The 13,133-nt window shown below is 46.6% G+C and carries 10 protein-coding genes; 2 read left to right on the top strand and 8 right to left on the bottom strand.

Annotated elements, in window-relative coordinates; genetic code table 11:
* Window positions 1–13: 13 nt before the first annotated feature.
* Window positions 14–1,459, bottom strand: coding sequence for a hypothetical protein (locus tag H141_RS0117945; protein WP_019677675.1), 1,446 nt, complete (start codon window positions 1,457–1,459; stop codon window positions 14–16).
* 676 nt (window positions 1,460–2,135) lie between these two features.
* Here H141_RS0117945 and H141_RS0117940 point away from each other — a divergent pair.
* Both H141_RS0117940 and H141_RS21575 read left to right on the top strand, forming a co-directional pair.
* Window positions 2,136–2,456: a hypothetical protein gene (locus tag H141_RS0117940; protein ID WP_019677674.1), complete on the top strand. Its 321-nt coding sequence runs from the start codon at window positions 2,136–2,138 to the stop codon at window positions 2,454–2,456.
* Window position 2,457: 1 nt separating this feature from the next.
* Entirely contained in the window at window positions 2,458–2,967 is a 510-nt protein-coding gene (locus tag H141_RS21575; protein WP_157611015.1) for a hypothetical protein, read from the top strand.
* A gap of 309 nt (window positions 2,968–3,276) precedes the next feature.
* Here H141_RS21575 and H141_RS0117930 read toward each other — a convergent pair whose 3' ends face one another.
* The 7 genes from H141_RS0117930 to H141_RS20595 form a co-directional block, all read right to left on the bottom strand.
* Window positions 3,277–3,678: a hypothetical protein gene (locus H141_RS0117930; RefSeq protein WP_019677672.1), complete on the bottom strand. Its 402-nt coding sequence runs from the start codon at window positions 3,676–3,678 to the stop codon at window positions 3,277–3,279.
* Window positions 3,679–4,365: a hypothetical protein gene (locus H141_RS20605; protein WP_019677671.1), complete on the bottom strand. Its 687-nt coding sequence runs from the start codon at window positions 4,363–4,365 to the stop codon at window positions 3,679–3,681.
* A gap of 10 nt (window positions 4,366–4,375) precedes the next feature.
* Window positions 4,376–4,975 carry a DUF6710 family protein gene (locus H141_RS21035; RefSeq protein ID WP_019677670.1) on the bottom strand — a complete coding sequence of 200 codons (600 nt, stop codon included), beginning with the start codon at window positions 4,973–4,975 and terminating at the stop codon, window positions 4,376–4,378.
* Window positions 4,968–6,118 (bottom strand): IS3 family transposase gene (locus tag H141_RS0117915; RefSeq protein ID WP_157611013.1). Its coding sequence is split into 2 segments (ribosomal slippage): window positions 4,968–5,878 and window positions 5,878–6,118, totalling 1,152 coding nucleotides; the frame shifts between segments, so codons are not numbered across the junction. Before H141_RS0117915 ends, H141_RS21035 begins: the two co-directional genes overlap by 8 nt.
* A gap of 431 nt (window positions 6,119–6,549) precedes the next feature.
* A complete protein-coding gene (locus H141_RS0117900) occupies window positions 6,550–6,960 on the bottom strand; it encodes a hypothetical protein (protein ID WP_019677667.1) in 411 nt (136 codons plus the stop codon).
* Between the two features lie 13 nt (window positions 6,961–6,973).
* Window positions 6,974–12,343 carry an NACHT domain-containing protein gene (locus H141_RS0117895; protein ID WP_019677666.1) on the bottom strand — a complete coding sequence of 1,790 codons (5,370 nt, stop codon included), beginning with the start codon at window positions 12,341–12,343 and terminating at the stop codon, window positions 6,974–6,976.
* Between the two features lie 525 nt (window positions 12,344–12,868).
* On the bottom strand, window positions 12,869–13,133 hold a 265-nt coding region (locus tag H141_RS20595), incomplete at its 5' end, for a transposase (RefSeq protein WP_019674472.1).

The raw sequence follows: 13,133 nt of genomic DNA, 5'->3' as shown, positions 1-13,133 counted from the left end.
CTTTTTAACCAAATTATGTGCTGCTTTTTTCCTTTTTATTATCGACGTAACTGGCAATGTTGGCGCCTAGACCCAGCCTCAATAGGTCTTGCCAAAAATCGCGCTGCAAGCGTGGATAACGTTTAAGTAATATATTAATTTTGGCCTCCGGATCTGTGGCCACGGTATAAAGTGGCGCTGATTTAAATGCATGTGCAAGCGCGTCAGTAAACTCGCTATACCCCTCACCATGCAATACGTCTACAATCTTCTGCTGTTCCATAATCGTATCGGCATTTTCTGCAATGACTACTTTTAACTCAATTTCTTTCTTCACTAGTTTTGCCAAAGTATATTGCAACTCCGAATTGCGGACATTTAACGCTTCTTGTTGGAGTTCTAACTGCCTAACTTGTTCGTTGATCCGTTGATATTCCCGCATATAAATTGGTTTTTTAGCATCCAAATTGCGGTGCCTTGCTTCTGCGCTGTTACGCTCTTCAATTGGCGAAACCTCAACATGAATGCCTTTTTTATTTAACAGCACTTCATTAATGTGCTCAAAGAAACATACTTGCAAAGTGGAGCCTACTTTTTTCAAGTCCTCTTTGCTCAAGGCCGCATCGTTAGAAAATACCAGAAGATCAAGCGGTAAAAAGCAGCTGAAGACTTTTTGTGGGATAGTTTTAGGTATCTGCCCATTAACCCAGCCGTCTATAAAATAGTGCACATGCAATCGCACCTCATCGACATGAGCGACAATAGCTATGATTGGATACTCGCTGAAATATTTATCTAAAAAGCTTTTCATTGCAAAAATCAGATCTGCCGAGGTTAATTCGTTTTCGAGTTCTGCAAATCCTACTGTAAGCGGATCTCTCACTGGAAATGTTAGGATCCCCTCCTGCACAATTGTAGTTTTGCGGCATGGATATTTACCTTGAAGTTTCTGCCTGAAGTGAAAATTTTCGAGTTTCTGTACTAACCGTTGTGGTCGAAACTCCTGCGGCAATTCAACAAAAATTTCTTTAAGCTCGTCATAATTAGAACCGTCCTCCAGACACTTATTTAACATTGAAATCACATTATCTGGCGCATTTTTCTCAACCGCCTTAAAGGCGGTTTTTAATGCGAATTTAGTAGAAGCTAATTTCCGATTTAGCTGGGACTTATTTGTGGGTTGTTGGTAGTGTTTCACAATTGAATTGAGAAAGTCGGTATTCATTCCAAAGTTCATAAATGTCGAAAAATCGAGCATTGTATTTGCAGCCACATTTTGATCTTGAGCTAAAAAACTGTTTCCTATCCAAAGTTGATTTGCCGGTGTCTGTGTGGAATTCCATTTCTGAATGTTTTCCTGACGATAAGTAGTTTCGTTCTGCTCAACACGCAATGTGTGGGCCAGTGATGACCTCAGTGTCGTACCTACTTTGGCCCCGACATAGTTTGCAGTTTTGAATAGCAACTTTACTTTTTTCATCTCAACCCTCAATTTAAAGAAATTAGCTTAATTACATCGAATAAATTCAATGACGGGATTAGTGTAAATTAAGGGGAAAGATAAATGTTTTCTGAAAAGTGCTGCATTTTTACCGAAGGTGATTTTCCTCAGTTTTGCCGCCAGAACGGAAATATTTTGCTTAAAAGGGTCACTTCAGTGTCCCTTTCAGCGCACCAGGCATGCCTCCAAAACTTACGAAATATGAATCAGCATTAGAGAGATAATCATCTTTCAATCAAATTCAGCAATAAATGCAAAACAAGTTTATATTTATTACTTACGCGAAATTGGTCAGCGTTTTCAGATCCAACTGAATACCGCTTTTTTAATTTCAGCGGTTTCCAGATCGCCACTTACTCAGTCAGTTATCAGGCAGATGTGGTATACGTAAAATGGAAAACGAATCGCAGGGTAAACAGACAAGCCAAGCACTTATAAAGGGCAAGAGCAAAGGGTCATCAGGCATTTTCAAACTCAGCCAAATTCACTATCGGCCAGTAAAAAGTTGCAATTAGTTTAAATTAATTGTAAATTTCAAAGCTTAAAATTTACAATTAATTGCGTTCTGCAGCTCGAGACATGGCTATCTGTTCGTGGATTTCGTACAACTAACACTAGGCAGGCTCGTTTATTAGTCAACACTAGTGAGTAGAAAATGGATTTTAATGATAAACAGAATGTAGCAACGGTAATCAACTTCTTTTGGGGACGTGGCACAACAACTCCTGAGGGTGTTAATGAAGAAGCTGCAGTTGTTGCCTATGAGGCACTGGAACAAGCTAACGTCTGCTCAAACTCAATGGATTTTGTGCCAAGGCCAACTTATGCAAAAGCTGGCATATCGTATGTACTAAAGCAACTTGCAGCAATTGGAAAACGCATTAAACAAGGCGATACTGCGATATACAACTCTTGCAAAGGAGTCGTCGGAATTCGTTATAAGACAAAAATAATGATGGCGCTGAATGGAGTGTAGCATGAAGAAAATTTGCTTTTCATTACTGCTATTGCTACCAATGTTAGGTTGCCAGGCAACGGCAAATCCGACTAAAACAGATTTACTCTATAACGGCCATTTATTTTCTGTTCCCCAAAAGACCTTTGTTATCGCATCCTTAGGCGGTAATGACAATACTCTCGTCCTTCGATATGGCCCAGAGAAAGGAAAAAAGTATTTAGCATTCGCAGAAATGAAAGACGATGAAAATGCAGATTATGGCTGTGACCAATCTGTGTTTTTTGGCACACTTTTTACAGCTTCACCAAGTGATGGCTGTAATGTTGAGCAATTAACTGCTTTCAAGAGTGTGTTTGTAGACGGTCATGATGTTGGTGAATGGGCAGGTGATAAGTTAACTGTTTATTTCAGCATCGGTAGCGAGCAGTCCTTCCTCTTTGCATTTGACACTGCAGGTAAGGCGATAAAAATTGATACCGATTTTATGACTAAAGCAGAATTGGAAGAAGTGGTAAACCGCGCGTTGTAGACTGTTCTTTTACCCTGGCGGATAACAACTCACTTTTCGCCAGGGGTAGTATTCACATTAATTCAGTACAGCTGTTCACATAAAACCAGAATCGGTGTTCATTATAGAGCGGAGCGCGCGACTAACCTTCTTTAGTCAATGGCATTCGAAACGGACCCATTATTCGAAAATGTTTGTATCCATCAAAACTTTCGCACCACACATAGCACCACAACAAGATAAAACCGGCTGCAACGCCTTATATCACTGGCTGTTCGATTCCTGTTCCGGCAGCCTGTATAAGAGCACCTGTTATTTAACTAACTATTCCTAACCCAAGCAGATACTCAAGATCCCAAGGCCAGTTGTGACAACTAAAGTGGCTATAGCTATCCAAACGGCCGCTTTAGCATTTCTATTAGCATGTTCAGCACTTATGTTCGACAAGTATGACAGATACCCAAAAAATGCCTCTGAATTCAGTGACCAGCGCCCTTGCATAGACCAGCGATTATCAACAGGATCTGTTAAACGAAATTTCGATTCTGGTCCATTGGGTTCTAAACATACTTCCCTGAGAATTTCTGCAATTCTATAATCACCAATTCCGTTTAGCTCTATATCTCTGGATGCTTCAGTTACACTGAAACTCTCCCTTTTTTCTGATTTATCTAAAACGAATTTAACCAACCGAAGTACGTCTGGCTGGTAAGTTATGGGTTTATTTTTCATTTAATATCTTCCGAAATCATCGTCAAAGCATCTCTTGGGGACGTTAGAAAGTTCCTCTTCTGTCATCCAATATGGGGTAGAAATTGTTTCTTTACTGAATACCGCAAGCCAAGGTTGCGAGATTTCTCTGCCGGTATCAGGGTTTTTATCAATCTCATATCCAAAAATACCGTCATAACCCAAAATCCTCGCTGCAGTACAAATAGTTTCAATAAGCCCTCTGGTAATATTTTGCTTAAAAATAAACTCTGCCACTTTCTCTGGAATCCCATATTCATGGGCAATATTGTTGATTTGCCGATTGAACTCAAGCTGCAACAAAGGATCAGTAAATACTGCACGCAACACATGCCCGGTTTTCCAGTGCTGATGCCAAAAATCATGTTGGACATTCAGAGTTTGTGAAATCAGATCCAGATCTTTAATTTTTCTACGTAATTGTTCAGCCGCATTATAGTTGGCCGTAGCATCTAAAATGTTTGCATGTGACGCTAGAGAAACCCTCGCGAGCCATGAACCTGCGCCTGATGCGAAGTCAATGTTTGATGTGAAAAACAGACATTTGTGAGCAACCAGAGGCTCATCGCCAGGTTTTTGGGGAGGCGGACACAGCCACGAATCAAACTGTTGTGACGTGCCGTGGTACCAATATGGGCTTTCCTGAAATGACTTACTAAAGTTCGACAATCTAATACCTCTATTTTCTGTAAGGGGAATATTCTAGAGACATGATCCGTTTTGCAATTTCCCAACACCAACCAAACTCGGGGTAACGTGGTTTGCCCATTGGATTACCAGAATGACAACAAACCCATTGTGTTCCATCAAATGCAACTGCGTGGATGATTGGTGAAACATCATAAACTTCTTCAGGTATGACAGAGCCCCCCTGAAGGATTCCTTGCATGAGAGAGTGATTACCGCCGGCTACCCAACCGATCATCAAGGGGTAGTGGTAAAGAATCATATGATTTGAGTCCTGTTGAAATATGCCACGTGGTCGGTCTTGACCAATTGAACCAATATTACTAATCAGCCTGCGGGGATGCCAGGGTGCAGCCAACACAATATCTGTAGAGAGTTGCAGCTGGGGAAAAATTGCCGGATCTCTAATTAGACACATGTCAGAACAACACCAGGCATTGAAGTCCTTATCACTAATTACTTGTTCGTTTATAACAACAGTCAACGGCCCTTCAATACCCCAATCTCGCCAAGGCGACAATTGAGCATTGGCACTGTGTCCTGCCGACAGGTATTGATCTGCACCAGCAACAGTGGACACTTCACTAAGCACTGTTCTTCAATTCAAAATTCTCTGGGCTGAGATAGCCAAGAGCACTATGCCTTCTGGTCTTGTTGTAATCAACCTCAATGTATTCAAAAACGTGCTGTCGCATTGTTTCCCGATCCATTATCGGCTCGTCCTGCAGCGCTTCAACCTTTAATGAATGGAAGAAACTTTCTGCTACCGCGTTGTCCCAGCAGTTCCCTTTACGGCTCATGCTTTGTACCAACTGGTGCTTTTTAATCAAGTCTCGGTAATCATGCGAACAATATTGGCTGCCGCGATCACTATGAACGATCACCGATTTAGGGAAGCCTCGTCGGAACAAGGCCATCTTCAATGCGTCACACACTAGATCTGCTGTCATACGGTTGCTCATCGACCAGCCAATGACTGCACGCGAATACAGATCAATGATTACTGCCAGATACAGCCAGCCCTCGCTGGTCATCAGGTACGTGATATCACCGACCCATTTCTGGTTCGGGCCTGTTGCGCTAAAGTCCTGCTCAAGCAAGTTTGGGGCTACGGGCAGCGAATGCTTGCTGTCGGTCGTCACTTTAAACTTGCGGGCAGCTTTAGCTACTAAGCCTTGGCGTTCCATGCTGTTCAGTATGGTTTTTATATCAGGTTTCTTGCCATGCTCAGCAAGGTCTACCTGAATACGTCTGGAGCCATTACGAGCTTTGGAATCGTCAAACGCTTCTTTTATCAGCACATCACGCTCGGCACGCTTCACAGCCCTGGGGCTTGGCGTCAGGCCGCTTTTACGCCAGGCATAATACCCACTACGCGACACCTGAAGCACCGCTACCATTCTGATTAACGAGAACAAGTGCTGATGCTCCAGAATAAACTCAAACCGGGCTACTTTTGGTTCTTCGCGAAGTAGGTGGCCGCCTTTTTTAAGATAGCCAAGTCCTCTGCCTGCTCAGCCAATTGGCGCTTCAAACGGGCAACTTCAGCAGCAAGCTCCGACTCTCGTTCACTGGTGGTAGACTTTTTCTCCGCCGCAGTACGCCAGTTATATAACTGAGATTCGTGCAGTTTTAATTCTCTAGCAGTGGCTGCAACACCAATCTTATCAGCCAGTTTCAGGGCTTCAGCTTTAAATTCAGCGGTATGTGTTTTGCGGATTTTCTTTGTTGACATTATTCACCTCGTTAAGCGATTGTACTCGCTTAGCAAAGTGTCCAAAAGTGTTGGTACGGATCATATGGATCCAAAAGGTATGCGGATTGAATGGGTCGCAGAACCAATTTTATGAGGTCTTTAAGACCCTCATCGTTTTTCTGCTCCAGCAAAATGTCAGCTCGTTTCATCAGTTCGTTGAACGCTTTAATCCTCGTTTTGTCAGTTTTTTTGAGTCGGCTTAAAAACATTGGCTACCTTACACTGTTTTTCTGACTAGCTGCGTTCAGTCAAAAACGGAGTTTATATAAGCAAACAAATGCGTTTCTCGTCGCAACTTGTTCAGGGATAAATTAATCATGTAGATGACAAAATATGAGAACAGTCAACCTCTCCCATGAAACACTTCATTGAAGGAGATAATGGTTGCTCAACTTCAAACTGAGGAAATTTCACCTTAACTGTCTCCCAGGCTTTAGCCATTTTCCCTTTTTACGAAAAAAAGGATGAATATAGCAATGGTACAAAACAGGAACGCTATTATATTTATGAAAAGTTAGAATACCAACTAGAGCGTCTCTCTCACGGTCATCTTTACAGTAAATACATTCTGTAATTGAGAATACTTCAATGTGGTTTTCATTCCATGTTTCGACATACTCTTCAGCATCTTGCCTATAGCCTGTCTCTAATGACAAATATCGTGTCAGCTGTATTACCGCAATACGTTGCCACTTAGGTGAAGATGCAGTAATCCATTCATCAAACTTTTTCCCTAAAGGAGCATTCTGTGGTTTTATAACCATATATCTTGTTGCATCAGCGTAATCAGAGTTCATTTTTAGATTATATTTACAATTCATTCTACTGCCACCTTTAACTCAAGTTGAGACGTACTCCACGGAAAGACTCACTCTGTTGCAAGGCCGCACTGCGGCGGTCGCCAAGATCCACAAGGGCGTCAAGTACCTGCAACAACTTACGGGCCAGTGGAGCCGGCAAAGGATGTTGTCGGTCAGCATGTGCTTGCACTAGAGCTGCAATTGCTGCAGGTACCGAGGAGCCCTTCCAGCTCTCAGGCAGACGACCGTCAACGAACTGTTTCAGCACTTGATCAGCGAACGTATCCGCCGGATAGGCAGCACCGGAACGCTCGCATAATGTGATAAATTGACACGCAACATAGCGGTGCCAGCCAGCAGCACGCACCATATGGTCGATCAACGGCATTACATGGAAGAGGTCGTCCCAATTACCATTGGCGAATCGCGTAGCGCCTGAGGCATGCTCGACGCTCACGAAGAGCAGCGACTTGACTAGATTCGGCAGATCGAATCCGCCAATGCGCCCATCGTTGTACCGCGAGCGGCGCAGATATTCATTCTCCAGTGTTCGTTTGAGCACTGCTTCTAAAAGTTGAAGCACCTCATGCCGAATCTCCGGCGCATCCAGGATTTCATTACAGACCAACGACTCAGTAAATGGTGCGAGCAGTCGCATTGCGATCTCATCCGACTGCAAAAAGATTGGTTGCAGAAACCTTTGCAAGGTTTCGTCGCTGGAGAGATGCTTTGCAACGTTTGCTATCATCAGTCCCAGCTGATACTTCCATTCAAAAAGATTTCCATCATCATGATCGCGTCCCTTACGTCGCTCGGTGCGCCACGTTGGATTGACAGTATCGAGTGTCCAGCCAACAAATGCTTCGAGGGCTTCCACGAAGCTAGCCCTTCCCTCGCTCGCCATAACTGCCGCTACTGGGACGTTTTGCAGGACCTTCGTTGCGTACTGACCATCCCATAGATCACCGGTTTTTTCCCAACCTTCTGCTTCGCTTTCATCAACACCAGACGAGCTCTCATCCTCCGAGTTGACCTGTTTCCAAGTAGGAAGTGGTAGCACCCATGCAGGCAGGGGCCCTTGCTCCCTGTATTCGTCAAGAGCAGCAGCTAATAAAACAGTTCGATGAGCTGATTCTGCCTGCCGCCGGGCTTCGGTACTTAACCGATACATGTCTCGCCTGCTTACATGCTGTGCCAATCTTAGCCCAAGTTTCAGACCGCACCAAGCGAACCGGGCATCACTATCCCAGCAACGTGCAACACCTTCCAACGCAGCAAACGAAACAGAGTCGAGGGGGTGGGCTATCAAACGATAGAGCTCCTCGCAATCATCAGAATGGTTAACGCCCGATTTGATTCGCATCGCTAACGCATTCGCCACAAAAATCTTTGGGTGCCATGAGTTCTCCGATCCTGCCATTATATCGTCAGACATATTGTCCGCAGCAACGCAAAAACTTTCGATCGTGGAATTGGCCCAAGCCTGATGCAAGCCAGCATCGGAAAAGCAAATTACAGCCGCTGCCGTTCCGGCAATTACTCCTTCGGTGAGCCCACTGCCGGGTATCAGAGATAGAGACAGCCCTGCGGCATTGGCTGCAGCCAGCTCTTTTGCACGCTCGACAGCCTCATCCACCGTAAAGTCCGATGCCCATTGACGCGAATTGAAACACCTGTCCACCCATAGCCACAACTGCGTCTCACGAGCTACCTGTGCATGACGTTGCAGAGTTGCTTGCACTGCTGGAGCTTCGTGCCGTGGACTGCTCATTGATATCTGAACCACATCACTGCGGCCAGTGACTGGCTCAGTGCTATAGTTCTCTATATGCCCCATTTCAGACCAGAGTTCGGCCTTTTCACGCAATTCTACGATATACTCTTCGTTCTGTGCTTCCTCCTGATAAGCGAACTCCAGTCTACTAGGATAATTGTCTAGAACCTCTCGACAAGCCTCCTGCAGCGCCGCATCACCACTAAGCACAAAGATTGGAATAAGATCGCGCAGCTCTAGACGGCGTGACGGCATCTTTGAGCTGTCAGCAACAGCTTGTCGGTGTGCCGCGTCACCAATACCGTTTTCGAAGCCAATCAGACCGGTTCTATTCATAGAGCGATCTTGAACCATGCGCTGCTGGTCGAGCCTGCACAATCGGAAGCTACACAGCAATGACAACGCGGTTGGCGATGCTTGCTTAATACACAAGACAAGATGAACTGCGATCCCCAGAACACCGATGCTGGTGTGTCCTTCCAGAAGCTGTTGCAATACATCTTCCAGTGAGCCGCCATCATCGAGCCGAGCGATGGCCCAGCGCTCCAATGCCATAAGCGCACACTCTACCACCTGCGGCCCACCATGGCCGCGGAACCAAAAATAGTGCTGATCGCCCCCCCAGAAACTCTGCTCTCCCCATGGAAAGACTAAAACCAGCGGCACCGGAGTCATGCTTCCATGCCAGTGCTTATGCAACTGACGCCATGACGTTGTGGCGTGGTTGGTTATGTCACGGATCAGTGTAAGCGCTGTAACTGGATCGTGCATAAGTAGGGAGTTAAATGGTTCTCGCAGAGGCGAGGCAGGGAAAAAGCCCTGATGATTACTTCCAATTGATAAGTGCTGCCAGTCGTGTGAAGAGAAAGAGGGTGGGAGCGACGCACTGTCTAGCATAAGTTCGTCCAATTTTGACCAATTCTCCGGACGCATAGCCTCAACTTTCTTACGGTAACGCCGCTGCTCAAGAGCTTCCCGACGCCACCTTGCCGACGTGTCGTCAGGCAATTCCTCCATAAACCATTTCCGAGCAACTTGTGCAAGCTGCGCCGGGTGTGTCTCAGCCAACACTGGCGCAAAGAGCATTAGCTCGCGAAACGAGCTATCGTGCCAACGTTCAATCGTTGTGATATGAGTAAGATAATCGCTCACCATATTCGGGTAAGAGCGTGCCGCTCGCAGCACCAATGCGCGCAGCTCTTTCTCCAGTTTTGCAGGAGCTCGGGGTCGCGGAATAGCTTTATCCTCTGGATTATTGTACGTGGATCTACGGTTCGCTTTGTTATCTTCAATCGCTTTTAACCAAGCCACAAATAATGCCATGATGCGCTCAGATACAGGGTTGGGGTAATCTGCAAATAAAGACTGCCAAGTCTCGAACAGGGTGACGAGATCGCTTAAGTACAGGTCTGGGATAGAGTCAGCCTGGCTGATAGTCCATGAGAGCAAACGGCCCCATGCTGAGATGTCCGAGGGCCAGCCAAGCGAATCTGCAATACGAATACGCGCAGCAATGTCCAGCTCGCCGCCAATGGCTCCGGACAACACCATGGGGTTGGGGGTTGTCTTTTCGGCCTGCATCCAAACCAACATTTTACCAAAGAGCTGATAGCTGTTTGCCGCTAAGGTCGCGGCGTACATGTCGACGTGCTCAATGAAATGCGGACTAAAGACGGGCGACACAAGCCAAGCTCGCAACCACTGCGGCCGGACCTGAGCTTCCTTTAATGCGGTGAGTTCTCTCGACCATTGCTCAGGGGAAACATAAGTCGCCTGTGAAAGCAATTCTACCACCCGCGCAAGGGCTGGTGGTTCTCCGGCGGCAGTCAAGGCTGCTATCCAATCTTCCCCCTGATCCAGCATCAGATGGAGAAATGCCCACTCGAAGAAAATGTCATGACTGAACTGTGCTGTATGCCCTATACGCACCTGTTGAACCAGGCCATCTTCTTCCAGTGCCGCGAGCACGTTCTGTGTCGCAGTCGATAAGTCACGTATGCGGATATTACGACCCAAGTTTGGCGCGCTCCGCTGCGCCAGTTCAATCAGCCCCCGCTGCCGCGCCAGGGCCTGTGGCGCGTATGCATCGTAACCTCCACGTGTCCACCACGCATCCACGAGGTCAACCTCCGACTGTGGCGCAAAACCGGACGAATACGCAGCCCGCGAGAAGCCCCGAGCCAGTACTGCTGCAAAAAACGGGCGGCGCGCCAGCGTGGCCACTCGCTCGTTTCCGTTCAAGAGAAGTGGACGCAACGCTGGCATTGATTCTGAAAGCCTGTTCGCTTCGTCATCCGTCAGATTCTCCACATCCACATAACCCACACCGCTGCCAGCCAGCAGCTCTGGAGGCACCCAATTACGCAGTGGTTCAATGCCGGTGTCCCGTGCGGTGGCGACTACACGCCAATCAGCAAGGTCTGGATTCCTTAGAATCTGTCCAAACAAATCAGTAACAATAGGACGCTGTTCCGGCGCAATACGATCCAAGCCATCAATGAGCAATGTTGCATAACCGGTGGCTGCAACTTCTACCAGCAACGGCTCGATAGACGGAATCGTCAAACCAATTGAGCGTGCATGCTCTGACCAGCTCCGGCCAATAAGCCTGTTTGCGGTTAGGAACAACGTCGTTCCATCGGCGGCCAAATCCTCCACCAGTTTGCGTAGCAGTACCGTTTTACCAGTGCCAGGCAAGCCTTTAATTAGCGTTAGGCGGTGAGTTGTCATCTGGTCGTCGAGCTGGTCGCGTAGAGACTGCCGTTCGAGATGCATGCCACCAATGTCATCGGCCTGCTGATCCAGCCACTGCTGAGTGTTGTCGCGAAGAAGTTGCATATCGGAGCCCAACGCAGGCATCCCATTGAAGCGCCAGCCGGCCAGCAACCGCACCAGTGTTAAACGAGTATGCACGGCGCTGCGACCAGCCCCATCGCGAGCAATTTTACACAGCAGTGCCCACAAATCGTAAGAACGTGATACTTGAACCGACACCAACGCACGTTGCAGACTGGCAATAGCGTCAGCTTCGTTAGCCGATCCTGTATGAAGGAAATCAAAGCGAATTAGCACCAAATGTGAAAGTAAGTAGTGCAATTGGTCATCGGATAGCGGTGTACCTGTATCGAGTGCGCTCATTCGAACAGCTTCGGCAACCGTCCGATGAACGGCAGAAGCGCTTCCTCCGTTAACAAAGCGATGCCGAAAGACCTCAGCTGTGGAAGCTCGGGCCCATTCGCATACTGTCGAAAAAGCCCGCGACATCTCTTCGGCCACCGCCCCGGTGACCACTCCGACCCGGTCTAAGTGTTCACGAAAATTATTCTTCTGTAATGTTTGCCAGCTGTTCTGAATAAACTCCCGGAAATCTGAATTGGTCACTGCCCCGGAAATTGTGAGTGAGCGCTTAACCTGCAATGATAACCGCATAATTGTATCACCTGACGTTGCATCGACGATCACATCGTCCAACGGTTCACCGAAATCGGCCTGCTGTTGGGCTACCCGCTGCACGCATCTACCTTCTAAAGCAGCTGCGGTCGTGCCGCCGATCATGCCAACGAGATAGTAAGCAACAACAGCATCTTCGTAGGTAAATCCAGCACCACCAGTAAGTTCAGGCGAGGTCATACTTTGTCCAGAGTTAGTTCCGTTAATATCTCACTTTAACAGCAATGTTGGCATGCGTCCTGTGTCGCATTGCATCGATTTCCAGGAATATGAGTGTCAGAAAAGGGTAAATAATACGACTGCTTTTAGAATTTCTTTACCACACTGTATAGCATATAGATTTAAGCTACCGCATGTCCCGGCAATCACAAGCGTGACAAACTCGGAACTCTATATTTTACTGTTATCAAGCAAACGCAAATACAGCGTAGTAAGTGAACGCGAGAAAGCTAAATGCAATCGTAGGACGATACATTTTACACCGAAGACTCATTAAATCATTTATGCCCATTCACGTTCCTGAAATGTGTTTTCTAACTGACGACTGAAAAGTCGCAAAACTGATTCGCTGCTTTGCCAGTGTTGAGCCATATTCCTCTAGCTCCTCAAAAAACTGTCAATGCAAATACTCTGAACTTGAGGGCTATAAAAAGTGAGCTCTTCCAACTTGGAGACTATAAAATCTTCTGTGTAAGTGGCTGTTTATCATAACGATACTCGGTCACCGTACATGATCATAAACTGCGTCATGGCAGGCTTCCAATCTCGCAGTGGCATTGTCCACTTTTTAGCAATCTGGTGTAAAGCCAGATACAACAACTTCAGCACTGCATCATCATTCGGGAATGACCTTCTGGTCTTGGTGACCTGACGCAGGCTGGCATTGAGAGATTCGATGGCGTTGGTGGTATAAATGACCTTGCGTATCTCCGGTGGGTAGTCGAAGAACACGCTCAGTCGTGTCCAGTTG

This window comes from Arsukibacterium perlucidum DSM 18276 (genome assembly GCF_000382165.1).
Classification (GTDB): domain Bacteria; phylum Pseudomonadota; class Gammaproteobacteria; order Enterobacterales; family Alteromonadaceae; genus Alishewanella; species Alishewanella perlucidum.
This window is presented reverse-complemented; position numbering and strand designations above follow the sequence as displayed.

What these genes read in the sequence shown, in the direction of transcription:
- H141_RS0117940 (WP_019677674.1), top strand. Translation starts at nt 2,136, where the DNA reads ATGGATTTTAATGATAAACAGAATGTAGCAACGGTAATCAACTTCTTT.
- H141_RS0117895 (WP_019677666.1), bottom strand. Translation starts at nt 12,343, where the DNA reads ATGACCTCGCCTGAACTTACTGGTGGTGCTGGATTTACCTACGAAGAT.
- H141_RS21575 (WP_157611015.1), top strand. Translation starts at nt 2,458, where the DNA reads ATGAAGAAAATTTGCTTTTCATTACTGCTATTGCTACCAATGTTAGGT.
- H141_RS0117945 (WP_019677675.1), bottom strand. Translation starts at nt 1,459, where the DNA reads ATGAAAAAAGTAAAGTTGCTATTCAAAACTGCAAACTATGTCGGGGCC.
- H141_RS0117930 (WP_019677672.1), bottom strand. Translation starts at nt 3,678, where the DNA reads ATGAAAAATAAACCCATAACTTACCAGCCAGACGTACTTCGGTTGGTT.
- H141_RS0117900 (WP_019677667.1), bottom strand. Translation starts at nt 6,960, where the DNA reads ATGAATTGTAAATATAATCTAAAAATGAACTCTGATTACGCTGATGCA.